Source organism: Rhodococcus sp. KRD162 (assembly GCF_017168335.1).
Classification (GTDB): Bacteria; Actinomycetota; Actinomycetes; order Mycobacteriales; family Mycobacteriaceae; genus Rhodococcoides.
Map to the genome: position 1 here is coordinate 523,561 of NZ_JABFAU010000003.1, position 17,135 is coordinate 540,695.

Sequence of the window (17,135 nt, forward strand, 5' to 3'; positions counted from 1 at the left end):
CTCTACGGCGGCGTCGGGGTGTTCGCGGCGGCGCTCGCCGCCGGGGTCGGATCGGACGGGCACGTCTCCAGCGTCGAATTCTCTCGACGGGCGGCCGAGGACGGTCGTTCGGCTCTCGTGGATCTGCCGCAGGTCTCGTTCGTGCCGGGACGCGTCGAGCGTTCGTTGGAGGCGTTGGCGCAGCCGGTGTCGGTTGCGGTGCTCGATCCTCCTCGCGCGGGCGCCGGACGGGGCGTGATCGACGCCCTCGCCGTCCGGCGCCCCCGTTCGGTGGTGCACGTCGGCTGTGATCCGGCGTCGTTCGCGCGAGATGTGAGCCTGTACCGGGCTGCGGGCTACGAGCTGACCGACATCCGCGCGTTCGACGCCTTTCCGCTGACCAGTCACGTCGAGTGCATCGGCCGCTTCGTCCGGAGGTAGTGCGGCCGCGAACTTCGTCGCCCGGTCATGCGGGGTGAGCCACTTCGGCGACCGCGGCGAAGGCCTCGGTGGGCACGGTGACGATGCGTTGGGCACCACATCGGCACCCTTGGTATCCGACGAGGCCCTCGCTCGTGTCGTGGGTGGAGTGGGTGGTCCAGGTGTGTGTCGTGTGCTCTGTGTGCATTCTCCCACTGTGATGTAATGGTCTTATGCACATCAACCCTTACGGCGAATATGCGGTGAAACTGGGCATCGACCTGCTCAACAGTCCACCCGCCTCAGCGGCCGAACTGGGACACCGCTGCGTCGATGCCGGTCTCGTGCCGGACTGGACGGCAACCGAGGCCGATCTGGTGGACACCATGGCGTTCCTGCGTGACTGGGCCGGCGTGGTGGACGCCGACACCGATCACGAGCGAGCCGAGGCGCTCAACGCTCTCCTCGCCCAGGCCTCGGCATACCCGAGGTTGACCGACCACGCCGGTGACGGATGGCACATGCACTACCGCGACCCCAACATCGAGCTCGGCGGCGTCATTCGGGCCCTGGTGAGCGTCGGCACAGCCTTGCATCTGACGGGGCGCGGGATGTCCCGCCTCGGTCGCTGCGCGGCCACCGACTGCGATCTCGCCTTTGCAGACACCTCCCGGACGGGCAGACAGCGGTACTGCGGGACGGTCTGCTCCAACCGGGACGCGGTACGCAGGCATCGAGCACGAGCAATGCCGTGATCGGCCCGGGAGCTCGGTCTCGGGCTGGTGCTTTCGCGCTAGGACTTTCGGTTGTACAGGCGCATCGTTATCGGTCCGAACACCGCGAGTAGGACGGCGCTGAGCACCAGCGTCATGGCCAGTTGGCCGGTGTCGACGTCTCCGTCCATCAGGCCGCGCAGCGTGGTCACCAAGAAGCTGACCGGATTGACATCGACGAACGCACGCAGCCAGCCCGGCATGGTGGCCGGATCGACGAAGATGTTGCTCGCGAACGTCAGCGGAAACAGGATGAACATCGACATACCCATCACGGCGGCCTCCGTGCGCACGATCATCGCGATCATGGTCCAGACCCAGGACAGGCAGAACGAGAACACCAGGAGCAGACCGATCGAGGCCAGGACTCCGACGAACCCGCCCTGCGGTCTGAACCCGAGTATCAAGCCCAGGATCAGCACGATGACCGAGGCGAGCGTGTAACGGACCACGTCGCCGAGCAAGGCTCCCACCAACGGTGACGGGCGCCAGATGGGCAGCGATCTGAATCGGTCGAAGACGCCTTTCTCGATGTCCTTGTTCATCGTCACGCCGGTGTACATCGTGATCATCACCACGGTCTGAACCAGGATGCCGGGAAGCAAGAACTGGATGTAGGCGTTGGTGGACCCGGCGAGCGCGCCGCCGAACAAGTACGTGAACAGCAGTGTGAACATGATCGGGAAAGCCGTCACATCGAACAGCTGCTCGGGCACGTGCTTGATCTTGAGCAGCGCCCGCCACCCGAAGCTCAACGACGTCGACAGCGAGGACGGCCGCGCGGGACGCGGGCCTGCAGCGTCGAGCACGTCGACGATGATCGATTTCTGCGGCATCGGCTGATGGGTGTCGGCGGTCATGATGCAACCTCTCGATCGGATCCGGATGGATCGGGCGTTCGTTCGGTATCCACTCCCGATCCAGCCTCGTGGCCGGTGAGGGCAAGGAAAACCTCGTCCAGGCTCGGTTGCCCGAGCGCGAAGGATGCGATGGAGATTCCCGCCGCGTCGAGCGCGGGGAGCACGGGGGTCGCCTGTGCGGGGTTGTCCAATCGCGCTGTGATGGCCGAGGGGTCTTGATCCTCGATCACGCTGCCGCCGAGTAGTTCTCGCAGGATCCCGACGGCGGCAGGTCGCTGCGTGACATCGAGTACTCGCAGATGGAGCGAATTGGATCCCACCGATGCCTTCAGCTCGCCCGTCGTACCTTCGGCTATCACCTTGCCGCGGTCGATGACCGCGACGCGCCCGGCCAGCTGATCTGCCTCGTCGAGATACTGAGTGGTCAGCAACACCGTCGTCCCGCCGGCCACCAATGCCCGGACTATCTCCCAGACGTGGTTGCGGCTGCGCGGATCCAGTCCGGTGGTCGGTTCGTCCAGAAAGATCAGCTCGGGGGTGACGATGATGCTGGCCGCGATATCGATGCGTCGACGCATTCCGCCCGAGTAGGTCTTGACCTGCCGAGATCCGGCATCGGCGATATCGAACGCGGTCAGCAGCTGCTCGGCCCGCGATCGGGCTGCAGGCCGCGAGTACCCGAGCAGACGAGCGAGCAGGACCAGATTCTCCGTACCGGTCAGATCCTCGTCCAGTGAGGCGAACTGGCCTGTCAGAGCGACCTTCTGCCGCACCGCCTCGGCCTCGGTCGCGACGTCGTGTCCCAGCACGCGCGCAGTACCGCCGTCGATGGGCAGGAGCGTGGCCAGCATTCGGATGGTGGTGGTCTTGCCTGCGCCGTTCGGTCCGAGTACTCCGTACACCCCGCCCGAGGGAATGGACAGATCGACGCCGTCGACTGCTGTGTTCGTTCCGAATCTCTTGATCAGACCGTGTGTTTCGATCGCCGTCATCTCTGCCGATTCCTCCCGCGAGCAGTTCGCCCGCTGATCCACGATTTGTCCGATTCTCCGCCAAGAATGACCCGTGGTTCGAGTCGGTGCAAATGATTTCGTGTCTGTCGACCATCCGTTCGCCGGATTGTTCCGAATATGTACTGCGGCGGGAAAACGCGGAGGTTTCGATATGAGAGCGCTATGACCACTAGTGTCGTGTTCGATGAACTCGATCATGAACCCGTCTGTTGGGACGACCTTTCGATGAGCGCGCCGTTTTCCGACGCGTCCCGATCCTCGGACACAGGCCGTGACCACACGTCCGACGCCGCAGAAGACTCGGTGGCAGCGGATGCGGTGTGCGCCGTCCCCAGCCCGCAGCTCAAGAACTTGCGAGCCGACGAAGCGGACCGGCTGCGCCGGTTGATGGCCCTGGTTGCACAGGGCGATCGGGTGGCGTTCGCGGAGCTGTACGACGCCACGTCCGCTCGGGTCTACGGGATGGTGCTCAGGGTGCTCCGTGACCCCGGATACAGCGAGGAAACCGCTCAGGAGGTATTTCTCCAACTGTGGCGTTCGGCACCCAACTACGATCCGAACCAGGGCAGTCCACTCGCGTGGATCATGACCCTGGCGCATCGTCGTGCCGTGGATCGCGTTCGGAGCGAGCAGTCCGGTACCGACCGTGAGGCCGCGTACGGTGCCGTGAGTCATGCGTCAGAACACGACGAGGTGCTCGAGACCGTCACCCAGAGGCTCGAATCGGAGGCAGTGGTGGCCTGTCTCGAAACATTGACCGATACGCAGAGCGAGTCGGTACGAATGGCTTACTACAGCGGTTACACCTACCGCGAGGTTGCGGAGCGGCTCGGGGTCGCGGTTCCGACCATCAAATCGCGCATACGAGACGGACTGATCAAATTGAAGACATGCCTGGGGGTGACCTCGCAATGAACGAATCATCACGGCAACGCCTGTTCGACGACGCGGAGGTCTACGCCCTTCACGCCATTACCGATTCCGAGCGACGCGATATCGAGACCGAGCGGCAACGGGTCGACGACACGGCCCGCGCGCAGTTCGACGTCCTCGTGAGCGAGATCCACGAGACCCTGGCGTTGGTGGCCGCGATCGACGCGACCCCTGCACCCGACCGACTTCGCCGGGTGGTTCTCGATCGAGTCGCGGCCAGCGGCCAAGATCCCACGGTCCGGGAGCCGACGGTTCGGGAAACTCCGTCCAATGTCACTCCGCTGCACCGGCATCGGCGCGAGCGCTCGAAGACCTGGCGGTACTCGATGATGTCCGCTGCCGCCGCAGTGATCGTCGCAGTCGGCGGCGTGGTGGTCGTCACCCAGACGATGGGCAACGACGCGCAGCCATCTCAGGTGGAGCAGATCGTGGCCGCTCCCGACGCACGCCAGGCCACGGCAGATTTCCCCGGAGGCGGCACGGCCACCGTGTCCTACTCACTGTCTCGGGACGCCGTCGTGGTGACTCTCGACGGTGTACCGCAACCGCCGCCGGGACGCGCGTACCAGATGTGGTTCGTGGACGGTACGCCGCGATCGGCTGGTGTGATGACGGACGAGGAGATCACCTCGAAATCCGGCACAGTGGTCGATGGCCTCGGTGCCGCGACCAATTTCGCGTTCTCACTCGAGCCCGCCGGTGGATCACCGCAGCCCACCCAGGTGCTCACGATGCTGACGCTGAACGCCTGAGCAGGTCACGCTCGCCTCGGGCGGTTCGACACGCGGGCGGTTCGACATTCGGGGTCAGAGTCCGATGTCGAACCGCCCGAGCGTTTTTATCACCGCTGCCATCTGGCCGTACGCGCCGGTGGCGAGATTCTCCAACAGAGCCAGCTTGACTCCGGGCGCGTCCGCGGTCAGCGCCTCGAAGTGCGGCACGGACACCACGACGAGGTCGACCGGGGTATCTGCCACCATGTCGAGCAGAAAGGGCACCGCCATCAGTAGCGGCATCTCGCCGAAACTCATTCCGGGCGAGAGAGTCGTGATGCGGTGCCTACCGCCGTCGGCCGCGACGGCACGCGACGTCACCTCTCCGCGCAGCACCAGGAACAGGCCTGCGGCCGCGTCGCCTTTGTGCACGATGACCTCGCCGCGCGCGTAGTGCCGCGGCTCGAGGTACGCAGTGACGGCCTGATACTGGGCGGCCGAGAGCCCCGCGAGCAGCGGATGCTCGGCGGCGGTGATGGCGGCAGGTTGGCGCACTCCGGTGCAATGGCGATCGAGCAGAAGGTTCTCGGCCCATTCGACGGCCGATCCCAGGCTCGAATAGACCCGGCCCGCCGGATCGGCCGGGTCGAGACTCGACGTGGTGAGCCCCAGAATCGCCCGAGGGTCCACCACACTCATCACACAGCCGTGTTCGGCGAGCTCGCGACGTAGGTCCTCGAACATGGTGCGGGCGATGGTACCGACCTCGTCGACGCCGCGGACGTCGATGACGAGGGCGTCCAATTCACGATCCAGGTTCCCGATCTCACGCACTGCCGTCTCTGCGCCCGAGAACAACAGGTCACCGTGCAGCTCGTAGACGCGGCCGCGGTCTCCCACCGCGGCCAACGTGGCCTGCTCCACATCCGAACGCCGTTTGCGCGAGGGGGCTTCGGTGACGACGTAGCGGCGACGAATCGAGGATTTCGCGGCCCGAGTGACGTGCAGGAAGTGCAGTTCGAGGCGAGTCGAGAGCTCCCGGCAGGCAGCGACTCCCCGCACGCTGTTGCCATGGGAATCGAGACGCGGTGAGTACACGGCGATACCCATCTGGCCGGGCAGTACCGCAAGAATCCCGCCGCCGACTCCGCTCTTGGCGGGCATCCCCACCCGGGCGACCCAGTCGCCTGCGCCGTCGTACATTCCGCACGTCGTCATCACCGAGAGCACCCGTTCGACGAGGGCCGGTGCCAGCGCGCGTTCTCGGGTGCGTGGGTTGACCCCGTTGTTGGCCATGGTGGCCGCCATCATGGCCAGGTCTGCTGCAGTGACGTCTATCGAACATTGACGAAAGTACAGATCGACGGCGGCATCGGGATCGTGGTCGATGATGTCGAACGAACGCAGCATGTACCCGATGGCACGGTTGCGGTGGCCGGTACGCGCCTCGGAGGTGTAGACGGCATCGTTGAAGGTCAGCGACCTGCCTGCGTATCGCGAGTACGAGGCGCGAATCCGCTCGAATCGATCCCGGGCATCGCGGCCGGCCACGAGTGAGGCCGCCGTGATCGCGCCGGCGTTGATCATCGGGTTGCGTGGCCGCTCGGTGACGGGGTCGAGGCTGATTTCGTTGAACGGCTCACCGGAGGGCTCGATGTCGATCTTGCTTGCGACCACGTCGAGTCCTCGATCGGCCAGAGCCAGTGCATAGGTGAACGGTTTGGAGATGGACTGGATCGTGAAGGGCACCTTGGTGTCGCCGACTTCGTAGACATAGCCGTCGGTGGTCGTCAGCGCGATCCCGAAGCCGTCGGGCGTGACCGCAGCGAGTTCGGGAATGTAGTCCGCCACGTGTCCGCTGGTGTCGTCTCGGCACAGTTCGTGCACTCGGCAGAGGATGGCATCGACGACGTTGCTCATGTTCGACACTGTAGGTGGGATGTCCGATTCGACACGCGCGAGGTTAGGGGCGGCTGACCGAAACTGTCCGGCCGTTCAGCGGTAGTGTCACCCAGACCATGCTGGGCGGAGCAGCGGAGGTGCATCGACTCCGTAGACTCGAGTTCTTGATGTGTGAACCGGCCGGAGGGAGCGATCTCGTTGGGTGTCCTAGCGCGAATTCAGACGCCCGAGGACTTGCGCGACCTCGGTAGTGCAGAGCTGGCAGAACTGGCTGGCGAGATCCGGGCCTTTCTGGTCGAGAAGGTCTCTGCCACCGGCGGCCACCTGGGGCCGAACCTCGGCGTGGTGGAACTGACCCTGGCGATCCACCGCATCTTCGATTCTCCGCGAGATCCCGTCATCTTCGACACCGGCCACCAGGCCTATGTCCACAAGATGCTCACCGGGCGCACAGGTCAGTTCGACACGCTCCGCAAGCAGGGCGGCCTGTCGGGCTACCCCTCACGAACCGAGAGCGAACACGACTGGGTCGAGTCCTCGCACGCCTCGGCCTCGCTGTCCTACGCAGACGGCTTGGCCAAAGCGTTCGCGCTCAAGGGCGAGACCGATCGGCACGTCGTCGCCGTCGTCGGCGACGGGGCGCTCACCGGCGGAATGTGTTGGGAGGCACTCAACAACATCGCAGCGGGCCGCGACCGCTCCTTGGTCATCGTCGTCAACGACAACGGTCGCTCGTATGCCCCGACGATCGGTGGTCTTGCCGATCATCTGGCGGCTCTGCGGCTCCAGCCCGAGTACGAGAAGATCCTGGACAACGGGCGCCGGATCGTGCGCAAGATTCCGGTCATCGGACCGACTGCTTACACGATGCTGCACGGCATGAAGGCGGGGGTGAAGGACGCCATCAGCCCGCAGGTGATGTTCACCGATCTCGGCATCAAGTATCTGGGTCCGGTCGACGGCCACGATCAGCACGCGATGGAATCCGCGCTGCGTCGTGCCAAGGCCTACGGCGGACCGGTCATCGTCCACGCAGTGACGCGGAAGGGTATGGGGTACGTCCATGCCGAGAACGATGTCGCCGATCAGATGCACGCCACCGGTGTCATAGATCCAGCGACCGGTCTGGCGCGGTCGAAGTCGGCTCCGGATTGGACCTCGGTGTTCTCGGCAGCGCTCATCGAGCAAGGAGAGCGGAACGAGGACGTCGTTGCGATCACCGCCGCGATGGCCGGGCCCACCGGGCTGGCGGAGTTCGGAGTTCGGTTCCCCGACCGGATGTTCGACGTCGGTATCGCCGAACAGCATGCGATGACGTCGGCTGCTGGTCTTGCACTCGGCGGCGTGCACCCGGTGGTGGCCATCTACTCGACCTTCCTGAACCGAGCGTTCGACCAGTTGCTCATGGATGTGGCGTTGCTCGGGCTACCGGTGACCGTGGTTCTGGACCGCGCGGGTATCACCGGGGCCGACGGTGCCAGCCACAACGGCATGTGGGACATGTCTCTCCTCGGCATCGTGCCCGGCATGAAAGTGGCGGCACCGCGCGACGCCGAGACACTGCGGGAGGAGTTGGCGGAGGCGATCGCAACCTCCGACGGTCCGACCGCGCTGCGGTTCCCGAAAGGCGCGGTCACCGAGACCGTGTCGGCAGTGCGCCGATTGGACGGCATCGTCGATGTGCTGACCGAACCGTCCGATGCGATGGGTGACGTTCTGATCGTTGCGGTCGGTGTGTTCGGTGCATTGGCTCTCGAGGCAGCGAACAAGCTTCGCCGCGACGGCATCTCGGTGGCGGTCGTGGATCCGCGGTGGGTGCTGCCCGTCCCGCAGTCGTTGCTGAAGTTGGCCGAGGACTACCGGCTGGTCGTGACCATCGAGGACAGTGGTCTGCACGGCGGCATCGGATCGGCCCTGTCGGCGGCCCTTCGCGGGGCGGGGGTCGACACACCGTGTCGCGATCTCGGTGTGCCACAAGCATTCCTGGATCACGCATCGCGCGAGCAGCTCCACCAAGAGCTCGGCCTCACGTGCGAGGACGTGGCGCATCGCGTCTCGGACTGGGTCAAGAGTCTCTGACCCGAGTCCTCCGACCGTTGTCCGGTCCTCGGATACCGCTGGAACGAGCTGTCAGCGCCTCACGTGGCTCGTTCTTCGACCCGAACGTGCTCGATGAGGTTGGCCAGTGCGAACGGGTCGTGCGCGACGATGCGTTCCACACTCGCCTTGTCGGGACCGTCGACGATCAAGGTTGCACCGCTGTGGTCCGCCAGTGGGCTCGAGGACCGGAGGATCTTACGACGCTCGAGTTCCCGTAGCCACGCCCTGTGATCGGTTCGGTGATCATCACGGCCCGAGGACGTTTCGGCGGAGTACTTGTATTCCACGACAAAAGTCGGCATGTCAGATCACCATGTCCTCGAGCTCCATACCCTTGGTTTCCTTGATCTTGTACTTGACGAAGAAGAACGACAGGATCGCGAAGAACGCGAAGAACGAGTAGATGAATCCCAGTCCGATGGTGTCGGACAGCGGCGGAAATGCCAGGGTGATGGCGAAGTTCGCGATCCAGTTCGCTGCAGTACTGATGCCGAGAGCGACGGCACGCATGCGGTTGGGGAACATTTCTCCGAGCATCACCCACATGATCGGGCCCCAGGTGGCGGCGAAGAAGACGACGAAGAGGTTGGCGCCGACGAGCGCCACCGGGCCCCACGGCGATGGCAGTTCCAATTGATCACCGCTGCCCACGGCCTGCGTGAACGAGACGGCCGCGAGTACCAATCCGACGAACATCCCGATCGAGCCGATCATCAGTAGATTTCGTCGCCCGAATCGGTCGACGAACAAGATGGCGACGAACGTCATCGTGACGTTGATGACGGACGTGATGACCGAGGTCACGAACGACTGGTTCTCGCTGAATCCGACGGACTTCCAGAGCGTCGTCGAGTAGTAGAAGATCGCGTTGATTCCGACGAATTGTTGCAGGATCGCCATCGTGATGCCGACCCAGACGATGGGCTGCAGGCCGAACTTGGGTCCACGGATATCCCCGAACGACGACGCCGACTCCCGCCGCAACGTCAGGCGGATTTCCTTGACCCGCTCGTTCGGGTTCACCTCGCCGCTGATGTCGGCGAGAATGCGCGCCGCCTCCTCGTCGAGGTGCTTGCCGACGAGGTACCTGGGGGACTCCGGAATGAGAGTCGCGAGAAAGCCGTAGACGAGAGCAGGTGCGACACCGACGAGGAACATCCACCGCCAGGCTTCGAGTCCGAACCACAGATCGTTGGACGGCCCACCGGCCGCATTCTGCAGCACGGCGTCGGAGAGCAGCGCTGCGAAGATGCCGATGGTGATCGCCAACTGCTGCAACGACGCCAAGCCGCCGCGATAGCGGGCCGGTGCGATCTCCGAGATGTACGCGGGCGCGATCACCGACGCGATACCGATGCCCAGCCCGCCCAGTACACGCCACAGCATGAGATCCGGGACGCTGAAGGCAAATCCGGATCCCACCGACGAGATGGTGAACAGCGCGGAACCGAGAAGCATGACCTTCTTTCGGCCCCAACTGTCGGCGAGGCGGCCGGCGAACCAGGCGCCGACTGCGCATCCGAGCAGCGCGATGGCCACCGCGAAACCGGTGACGAACGACGAGAGTGCGAAGTTTTCCTGAATGGAATCGACCGCGCCGTTGACGACCGAGGAATCGAATCCGAACAGGAAGCCGCCGACGGCAGCGGCGATAGTGACTCCGATAACTTTGGCGGTGTGCCGATCGGTTGGTTGTGTCATCGCGTGACCCAGCTTTCGAGGTGAACCAGCGGCCATGGTGGTCGTTCGCCATCATCGTCCTCGGTACTGCGATATGGGTGCGAAATGGACTCGATTTTCGGCACGTTGTCTTCGGCATTGTTCGGAAGGGTGAATTGTCCGAAATTCAGCTGCTCGAACTCGAAGTTGCGGACGAAATTTCACCGAATGTTGTCCACAACTTCGAGTTCGACGAGATGCGACTCAGTGCTTCTGGGTGGCCAACCACTGATCGAATGTCTGACGACCGTGATCCGAATCGGTTGTGGTGACCAGCGTTCGGTCACGCATCGCTTTCCCGTACGCGCCGGGAATCGGTAGTTCGAGCACCAGGCCCCGGGCACCGATCGATCGCATGTACTCACGGACCATCTCCGCCATACGTTCCTCGCGCGGCCCGCCGAGGTCCGGCACTCGTCCGGCCGGGGACATCTCCGCCAGCTCGAGCAGTCGTTCGGCGACCTCACGCGCGGCGACCGGCTGCGAGACCATCTTGGGGATGATCGCGACCGGACCGAACGAGGTCTGGGCGCGAATCTGGGCGGCGAACTCGTGGAACTGGGTGGCGCGCAGGATCGTCCATGGAACCGAGCCAGCGCGAATAATGTTCTCCTGCTCCACTTTTCCTGCGTAGTAGGCATGCGGTGCTCTGTCTACACCCACGATGGACAAGGCGAGATGGTGTCCGACCCCGGCGGCGCTCTCGGCGGCGAGCAGGTTGCGGGTGACAGCGGAGAAGAACTCCGTGGATTTCCGCGCTGACACCGTCTTCGTCGACGCCACGTCGATCACCACCTCGACGCCGGCCATGGCGTCGGACAGTCCGGAGCCGCTGACCAGATCGACACCCGACGATCGCGACAACACGACTACCTCGTGCCCGCGTGCACGAGCGACCTCGACGACATGCTCTCCTACGGTTCCGGTTCCACCGGCCACGGCTGTCTTCATGGCGACTTCCACCTGTTCTTCGAGAGGGTCGGACCCGACGGGTAGTGGGGTCTCGACTCTCTGACGACGTAGCGGAGCCAAATGTATGGCGAAGGTCAGGGCCAGTGTCGGAGTTTGTCCGGGTTGAGCACGATCCAGATATCGGACACCACATCGTCCGCGGTGCCGAGCCCGATGACGCCGACCACCTGGTTGCTGCGTCGGATCACGATGCCGGACAGGCCGTTGACCGGTTCGATCGACCAGTCCAGGTCGGTCGCCTTGGCGGTGATCCCACGAATGAATCGAGCGACCCGCTCGGAGCCGACAACGGGATTGCGAGCCGCAGTAACTCGTCCGCCTCCGTCGCTGACCAGGGTGACATCCGGGGCGAGCAAGGACACCAGCAATGACATGTCTCCACCTCCCGAGGCCATCGCGAAAGCGCGGACGACACGATCGTGCTCGACGGAATCGGCGGCGGTGATCGGGCGGCGGCCGTGCACACGTTTTCGGGCGGCAGAGGCGAGTTGGCGGCAGGCGGCAGGGGATCGGTCGAGTACGGTCGCGATCTCCTCGAACGGCATGGCGAACGCATCATGGAGCACGAACGCGACTCGTTGCGCAGGACCGACCGATTCGAGAAGGACGAGTAGCGCGAGAGTCACCGAATCCTGCTGTGCAACCAGATCGGCCGGGTCGGGGGCGCTCGAATTCACAGTGCCGAGGCCGAGACCGTGGACGGGTTCGGGCAACCACTGACCGACGTAGTGCTCGCGGCGAACACGGGCCGAGCCGAGCAGGTCGAGACAGATGCGGCTGACGACACGGGTCAGCCACGCCGAGGGAACATCGATGGCGTCGCGTTCGGCGTCGGTCAGTCGGTACCAGCGGACGAGAGCCTCGGATGCGGCGTCTTCGGCGTCGCTGTAGGACCCCAGCATTCGATAGCTGATGCCGATGAGCCGATCATGTTCGCCGTTCATCGAGTCACACGGTAGCCGAGTTCGAGGTTATGGACGAAAATCCGGAGAAATCCGTCCATAACGTCGAACTCGGCGGGTCGTGCTAGACGCTGGCTACGCCCGGGGCGAGGAAGCGCTGACCGGTCGCGGCCTCCGAAGCACCGCTACGGTCCAGGTACGGGGTGATACCGCCGTTCCAGAATCCGAAGCCGCCGCCGAGGAGCAGGCAGAGGTCGATGTCCTCGGCCGCCGCTACAACGCCTTCGTCGAGCATGATCCTGATCTCGTCGGCGAACGCGTTGCGGGTGCGCTCGAGCACCTGCTCGGCGGTGGACGGCGAGTCGCCCTGCGGCCACAGTGCGGCGACCTCGGGGTCGACCACCTGACCCTCGGGGCCGTACGTCCACACACCCGGCTTCTTGGCCTCGACGAGCGCACGGAATCCGGGGGAGTCCTTGAACCGCTCCGGGTATGCCTCGCCGAGGGTTTCGGCGGTGTGCAGGGCCACGGCCGGTCCGACGAGCGCCAGCAACGTCAGCGGGCTCATCGGCATGCCGAGTTCACCCACCGCGCCATCGGCGACATCGAACGGGGTGCCCTCGTCGATCGCGCTGATGATCTCGTTCGACGCGCGAGTGACCAGACGGTTGAACACGAAGCCCGGAAGATCCGCCGACAACACGGCCGACTTCTTCAGGGTCTTGGCCGTGGCGAATGCCGTTGCGAGAGTGGCATCGTCGGTCTTCTCACCCTTGACGACCTCGAGCAGCGGAAGCACGGCAACGGGGTTGAAGAAGTGGAAGCCCACGACGCGCTCGGGGTGCTTCAGATCCGCAGCCATCTTCGTGATCGACAGCGAGGAGGTGTTGGTTGCGAGAATCGTTTCGGCCGAAACGAATTCCTCGACCTCGGCGAACACCTTCTTCTTCACGTCCAGGTTCTCGAAGACAGCTTCGATGACGAAGTCGGTCTTGGCGAAGGCGGACTTGTCGATCGAGCCGGAGACCAACGCCTTCAACCGATTCGCGGCATCGGGCGACAGGCGCTTCTTGCCGAGCAGCTTGTCGATCTCGTCGTGTACGTAGCCGACACCCTTGTCGATGCGCTCCTGATCGATGTCGGTCAGGATGACCGGCACCTTCAGCTGACGCACGAACAGCAACGCCAGCTGGCTGGCCATCAAACCGGCACCGACGATGCCGACGCCGGAGATCTTGCGGGCGAGCGACTTGTCGGGCGCACCGGCCGGACGCTTCGCGCGCTTCTGAACCAAATCGAATGCGTACAGCCCGGCCCGCAGCTCGTCCTTGACCAGCAGGGTGGACAGGGCCTCGTCCTCGGCGGCGAAGGCCTTGTCGAGCGACGCCGAGTCGGTGATGTCGGTGCTCTTGGCGAGCTCGAGCAACTCGACGGCAGCGACGGGGCCGGGAGCGAAATTGTTGGTCTTGCCGGCAACAATTCCCTTGGCGCGGGCGATGGCGTCGTCCCAGGCCTGTCCGCGGTCGATCTCGGGACGCGCAAGAGTGATCTCTCCCTTGACGACCTGAGCGGCCCAGGCCAGGGACTGCTCGAGGAAGTCGGCACCACCGAAGAGGGCGTCGGCGATGCCGAGCTCGAGGGCCTGCTGCGGCTTGAGGACGCGGTTCTGGTTCAGTGCGTTCTCGATGACGACGGTGACTGCGTTCGAGGCTCCGATGATGTTGGGCAGCAACTGAGTTCCGCCCCATCCCGGTACCAGGCCGAGGAAGGCCTCGGGCAGGCCGAGTGCGGCAGCGTTCTCCGCGACGGTCCGGTAGTGGGAGTGCAGTCCCACTTCGAGGCCGCCGCCGAGCGCTGCACCGTTGATGAATGCGAACGTCGGGATCGTGGACTCACGCAGACGGCGGAAGACCTTGTGGCCGAGCTGCCCGATCTGCAGCGCCTCGTCCTTGGTCTTGATGTTCGGCACACCGTTGAGATCTGCACCGACGGCGAAGATGAACGGCTTACCGGTGACGGCGACGGCCACCGGGTTGGCGGCGAACGCCTCGTCGAGAGCGGCGTCGAGCTTGGCCAGGCCGCCGGGACCGAACGTCGACGGCTTGGTGTGATCGAAACCGTTGTCCAGGGTGACCAATGCGATCGAACCCTCGAGGCCCGGAACGGACACGATCTTGGTGTACGCGTTCGTGACTACCTCGTCGGTGAACGCTGTGGTGATATCACTCATTTGGCTGCTCCCGAGTAGTCAGCGTGGTTGGGGTTCTCCCAGATGACGGTGCCGCCCATACCGAGACCGATGCACATGGTCGTCAGGCCGTAGCGGACGTCGGGTTGCTGAGCGAACTGGCGGCTGAGCTGCGTCATCAGGCGAACGCCCGAGGACGCGAGGGGGTGGCCACACGCGATGGCCCCGCCCCACTGGTTGACGCGGGGGTCGTCGTCGGCGATGCCGTAGTGCTCGAGGAACGCGAGCACCTGGATGGCGAAAGCCTCGTTGATCTCGAACAGCCCGATGTCATCGATGCTCAATCCGGTGCGGCCCAGCAGCTTTTCGGTCGCGGGAACCGGGCCGATGCCCATCACGGCGGGGTCGACGCCCGCGAAGCTGAAGCCGACCATCCGCATGCCGATGTTCAGGCCGAGCTCGTGCGCGGTGTCCTCACCGGCGAGGATCGCTGCGGTGGCACCGTCGTTGAGTCCTGCGGCGTTGCCGGCGGTGACGCGACCTGCAGGGCGGAACGGTGTCTTGAGCTTGGCGAGGTCCTCGACCGTCGTGCCGGGACGAGGGGGTTCGTCCTCGGTGGCCAGGCCCCACCCTTCGGCGGACTTGGTGGCGACGGGAACGAGGGTGTCGGCGATGTATCCGGCCTTCTTGGCGGCGTCGTACTTGTTCTGGCTCGAGACGGCGTAGGCGTCGGTGCGGTCCTTGGTGATGCTCGGGAACCGGTCGTGCAGGTTCTCGGCGGTGTTGCCCATCACCAAGGCGCTGGGGTCGACGAGCTTGTCGGCGAGGAACCTCGGATTGGGATCTACGCCTTCGCCCATCGGGTGGCGTCCCATGTGCTCGACACCGCCGGCGATGACGACGTCGTACTGACCGAATCCGATGCCCGATCCGGTCGTGGTCACCGAGGTCATCGCGCCTGCACACATGCGGTCGATGGCGAATCCGGGGACGCTGCGGGGGAGCCCGGCGAGCAAGGCCGACGTGCGGCCGATGGTCAGTCCCTGGTCGCCGGTCTGCGTGGTCGCAGCGATGGCGACCTCGTCGATGCGCTCGGGCGGCAGATTGGGGTTCTTTCGAAGAAGTTCACGGATCGCCTTGACGACGAGGTCGTCTGCGCGAGTGTCGGCGTACATGCCTTTGGGGCCTGCTTTGCCGAACGGGGTACGGATGCCGTCGACGAAGACGACATTCCTCTGTGAGCTGGTGGACGCGGGTACAGACACGCTTTTCGATCCTCCCGGCAGATGCGGACGACTCGCCCGGGTACCCGGACGCGTCACCCACTGTAGCGGGTATTACCGGTCGGTAACTTGGGAAGGGTCGAGAGCCTTCGTCAGGACCGGCACCACCAGCGTGCGCTGCCATGGCCGGGCTGCGCCCTCGGCCAGGCGCGCGTCGATGAGCGCCGCAGGGTCGGCATCGGAATCGGTCGGTGTTCGCCAATCCCACACCAATCGGCGCAGCAGATCCGGCATCAACAGATTCTCCACCGGAACCGACACCGATTCGCTGAGCTCGGTCATGGCAGCGCGCACGTCGACCAGTCGCGCAGCCGCTTCGGGATCGCGTCGCGCCCAACGGTTCACCGGAGGTGGGCCGTCGAACGAGGCTGCCATCGACGGCAACTCGGCGGTGGGCAGCGCTCGGGCGCGGGTCAGTGCCGACGCCCACAACCGCGAGGATCTGCGTTGGCGAGGACCACCGAAGACGGGCAACTGCTCGAGCTCGCGGGATGACTTCGGATCGGCACTGGCCGCCGCCACGATGGCCGAATCGGGTAGTACCCGGCTCGGCGCGACGTCCCGTTTCGCGGCCAGTTCGTCCCGCGTGGTCCACAGCTCTCGCACTGCGGCCAGCGTCCGAGGCGACTTGATCGCATGGATTCCCGAGGTCCGACGCCACCTGTCGGTCTTGGGCTTCGGCGGTCCGAGAGCGAGGATGTGGGCGAATTCCTGCGCCGCCCAGTCGGTCTTGCCTTGGCGTTCGAGTTCCTCTGCCATCGCGTCGCGTAGTTCGAGCAGCACCTCGACGTCCAGTGCAGCGTAGTTGAGCCAGGAATCCGGCAAGGGCCTGGTGGACCAGTCGGCGGCGCCGTGGCCTTTCTGCAGGGCCAGGCCGAGGGTCCGTTCGACGATGGCTCCGAGGCCGACTCGGTCGAATCCGGCGAGTCGTCCGGCGAGTTCGGTGTCGTAGAGCGTGGCGGGTGCGAGTCCGAGTTCGGCCAGTCCCGGTAGGTCCTGATCGGCGGAATGCAGCACCCATTCGAGAGGGTTGATCACCTCGGCCAGTGGCTCGAGATCGTCGGTGACCGGAATCGGATCGAGGAGGACGGTGCCCGCGCCGCGGCGCCGAAACTGCAGCAGGTAGGCGCGCTGGGAGTACCGGAAGCCCGAGGCGCGTTCGGCGTCGACGGCGAGTGGTCCGTGGCCGGAGGCGAGCAGTTTCGCGGCGTTTCGCACGCCGTCCGCGGTGTCGACGACGGCGGGTACTCCGTCAGCTGGGGCGAGCAGAGGAACGGCGACCGTCTCGTTCGCCTGCTCGTCCGACGGGGTGTTGTCCGGCGTGGCGTCGGGGGAACTCTCGGCTGACATGAAAGGTGACTCTAAGCCCTACGGTCGG

At 65.0% G+C, this 17,135-nt stretch carries 15 protein-coding genes and 1 pseudogene; 5 read left to right on the plus strand and 11 right to left on the minus strand.

Annotated elements, in window-relative coordinates:
• Positions 1-420: pseudogene (locus J1M87_RS28505) on the plus strand (class I SAM-dependent RNA methyltransferase); the annotation flags it as partial.
• Between the two features lie 25 nt (positions 421-445).
• On the opposite strand, the gene J1M87_RS04940 reads toward J1M87_RS28505, so the two are convergent.
• Positions 446-607, minus strand: coding sequence for a hypothetical protein (locus J1M87_RS04940; protein ID WP_206488324.1), 162 nt, complete (start codon positions 605-607; stop codon positions 446-448).
• A gap of 25 nt (positions 608-632) precedes the next feature.
• Between J1M87_RS04940 and J1M87_RS04945 the strand changes: the two genes are divergently transcribed.
• Positions 633-1,154 carry a CGNR zinc finger domain-containing protein gene (locus J1M87_RS04945; protein WP_206488326.1) on the plus strand — a complete coding sequence of 174 codons (522 nt, stop codon included), beginning with the start codon at positions 633-635 and terminating at the stop codon, positions 1,152-1,154.
• Positions 1,155-1,192: 38 nt separating this feature from the next.
• Here J1M87_RS04945 and J1M87_RS04950 read toward each other — a convergent pair whose 3' ends face one another.
• Complete coding sequence (locus tag J1M87_RS04950) at positions 1,193-2,032, minus strand: ABC transporter permease (protein WP_206488328.1); 840 nt, start codon at positions 2,030-2,032, stop codon at positions 1,193-1,195.
• Positions 2,029-3,024: an ATP-binding cassette domain-containing protein gene (locus tag J1M87_RS04955; RefSeq protein WP_206488329.1), complete on the minus strand. Its 996-nt coding sequence runs from the start codon at positions 3,022-3,024 to the stop codon at positions 2,029-2,031. The genes J1M87_RS04950 and J1M87_RS04955 overlap by 4 nt, the downstream gene beginning before the upstream one ends.
• 183 nt (positions 3,025-3,207) lie before the next feature.
• Here J1M87_RS04955 and J1M87_RS04960 point away from each other — a divergent pair, with 183 nt between their 5' ends.
• Entirely contained in the window at positions 3,208-3,960 is a 753-nt protein-coding gene (locus J1M87_RS04960) for a sigma-70 family RNA polymerase sigma factor (protein WP_206488331.1), read from the plus strand.
• Positions 3,957-4,730, plus strand: coding sequence for an anti-sigma factor domain-containing protein (locus J1M87_RS04965; protein ID WP_206488333.1), 774 nt, complete (start codon positions 3,957-3,959; stop codon positions 4,728-4,730). Before J1M87_RS04960 ends, J1M87_RS04965 begins: the two co-directional genes overlap by 4 nt.
• A gap of 54 nt (positions 4,731-4,784) precedes the next feature.
• Here the strand turns inward: J1M87_RS04965 and glsA are convergent, their stop codons facing one another.
• Positions 4,785-6,611, minus strand: a complete 1,827-nt coding sequence (gene glsA / locus J1M87_RS04970) for a glutaminase A (protein ID WP_206488335.1) — start codon at positions 6,609-6,611, stop codon at positions 4,785-4,787.
• A gap of 180 nt (positions 6,612-6,791) precedes the next feature.
• On the opposite strand from glsA, the gene dxs reads away from it, so the two are divergent.
• Entirely contained in the window at positions 6,792-8,672 is a 1,881-nt protein-coding gene (dxs, locus tag J1M87_RS04975) for a 1-deoxy-D-xylulose-5-phosphate synthase (RefSeq protein ID WP_206488337.1), read from the plus strand.
• Between the two features lie 59 nt (positions 8,673-8,731).
• Here the strand turns inward: dxs and J1M87_RS04980 are convergent, their stop codons facing one another.
• From J1M87_RS04980 to J1M87_RS05010, 7 genes are all read right to left on the minus strand, one after another.
• A complete protein-coding gene (locus J1M87_RS04980) occupies positions 8,732-8,995 on the minus strand; it encodes a YciI family protein (protein ID WP_206488339.1) in 264 nt (87 codons plus the stop codon).
• A gap of 1 nt (position 8,996) precedes the next feature.
• Positions 8,997-10,394, minus strand: a complete 1,398-nt coding sequence (locus tag J1M87_RS04985) for a sugar porter family MFS transporter (protein WP_206488341.1) — start codon at positions 10,392-10,394, stop codon at positions 8,997-8,999.
• 222 nt (positions 10,395-10,616) lie between these two features.
• Complete coding sequence (locus J1M87_RS04990; RefSeq protein WP_206488343.1) at positions 10,617-11,363, minus strand: SDR family oxidoreductase; 747 nt, start codon at positions 11,361-11,363, stop codon at positions 10,617-10,619.
• Positions 11,364-11,458: 95 nt separating this feature from the next.
• Positions 11,459-12,328 carry an RNA polymerase sigma factor SigJ gene (gene sigJ, locus J1M87_RS04995; RefSeq protein ID WP_206488345.1) on the minus strand — a complete coding sequence of 290 codons (870 nt, stop codon included), beginning with the start codon at positions 12,326-12,328 and terminating at the stop codon, positions 11,459-11,461.
• A gap of 82 nt (positions 12,329-12,410) precedes the next feature.
• Positions 12,411-14,516, minus strand: coding sequence for a 3-hydroxyacyl-CoA dehydrogenase NAD-binding domain-containing protein (locus J1M87_RS05000; protein ID WP_206488347.1), 2,106 nt, complete (start codon positions 14,514-14,516; stop codon positions 12,411-12,413).
• The gene (locus tag J1M87_RS05005; RefSeq protein ID WP_206488349.1) at positions 14,513-15,739 is read right to left on the minus strand and encodes an acetyl-CoA C-acyltransferase; all 1,227 of its coding nucleotides are present in this window, start codon (positions 15,737-15,739) and stop codon (positions 14,513-14,515) included. Before J1M87_RS05005 ends, J1M87_RS05000 begins: the two co-directional genes overlap by 4 nt.
• Positions 15,740-15,811: 72 nt before the next feature.
• Positions 15,812-17,107: a ribonuclease D gene (locus J1M87_RS05010; RefSeq protein WP_206488350.1), complete on the minus strand. Its 1,296-nt coding sequence runs from the start codon at positions 17,105-17,107 to the stop codon at positions 15,812-15,814.
• Positions 17,108-17,135 lie beyond the last annotated feature (28 nt).

Excerpts from the sequence above, each read along its gene's own strand:
- J1M87_RS04940 (WP_206488324.1), bottom strand. The coding sequence starts at position 607 with ATGCACACAGAGCACACGACACACACCTGGACCACCCACTCCACCCAC.
- J1M87_RS04945 (WP_206488326.1), top strand. The coding sequence starts at position 633 with ATGCACATCAACCCTTACGGCGAATATGCGGTGAAACTGGGCATCGAC.
- J1M87_RS04950 (WP_206488328.1), bottom strand. The coding sequence starts at position 2,032 with ATGACCGCCGACACCCATCAGCCGATGCCGCAGAAATCGATCATCGTC.
- J1M87_RS04955 (WP_206488329.1), bottom strand. The coding sequence starts at position 3,024 with ATGACGGCGATCGAAACACACGGTCTGATCAAGAGATTCGGAACGAAC.
- J1M87_RS04960 (WP_206488331.1), top strand. The coding sequence starts at position 3,208 with ATGACCACTAGTGTCGTGTTCGATGAACTCGATCATGAACCCGTCTGT.
- J1M87_RS04965 (WP_206488333.1), top strand. The coding sequence starts at position 3,957 with ATGAACGAATCATCACGGCAACGCCTGTTCGACGACGCGGAGGTCTAC.
- glsA (WP_206488335.1), bottom strand. The coding sequence starts at position 6,611 with ATGAGCAACGTCGTCGATGCCATCCTCTGCCGAGTGCACGAACTGTGC.
- J1M87_RS04980 (WP_206488339.1), bottom strand. The coding sequence starts at position 8,995 with ATGCCGACTTTTGTCGTGGAATACAAGTACTCCGCCGAAACGTCCTCG.
- J1M87_RS04985 (WP_206488341.1), bottom strand. The coding sequence starts at position 10,394 with ATGACACAACCAACCGATCGGCACACCGCCAAAGTTATCGGAGTCACT.
- J1M87_RS04990 (WP_206488343.1), bottom strand. The coding sequence starts at position 11,363 with ATGAAGACAGCCGTGGCCGGTGGAACCGGAACCGTAGGAGAGCATGTC.
- sigJ (WP_206488345.1), bottom strand. The coding sequence starts at position 12,328 with ATGAACGGCGAACATGATCGGCTCATCGGCATCAGCTATCGAATGCTG.
- J1M87_RS05000 (WP_206488347.1), bottom strand. The coding sequence starts at position 14,516 with ATGAGTGATATCACCACAGCGTTCACCGACGAGGTAGTCACGAACGCG.
- J1M87_RS05010 (WP_206488350.1), bottom strand. The coding sequence starts at position 17,107 with ATGTCAGCCGAGAGTTCCCCCGACGCCACGCCGGACAACACCCCGTCG.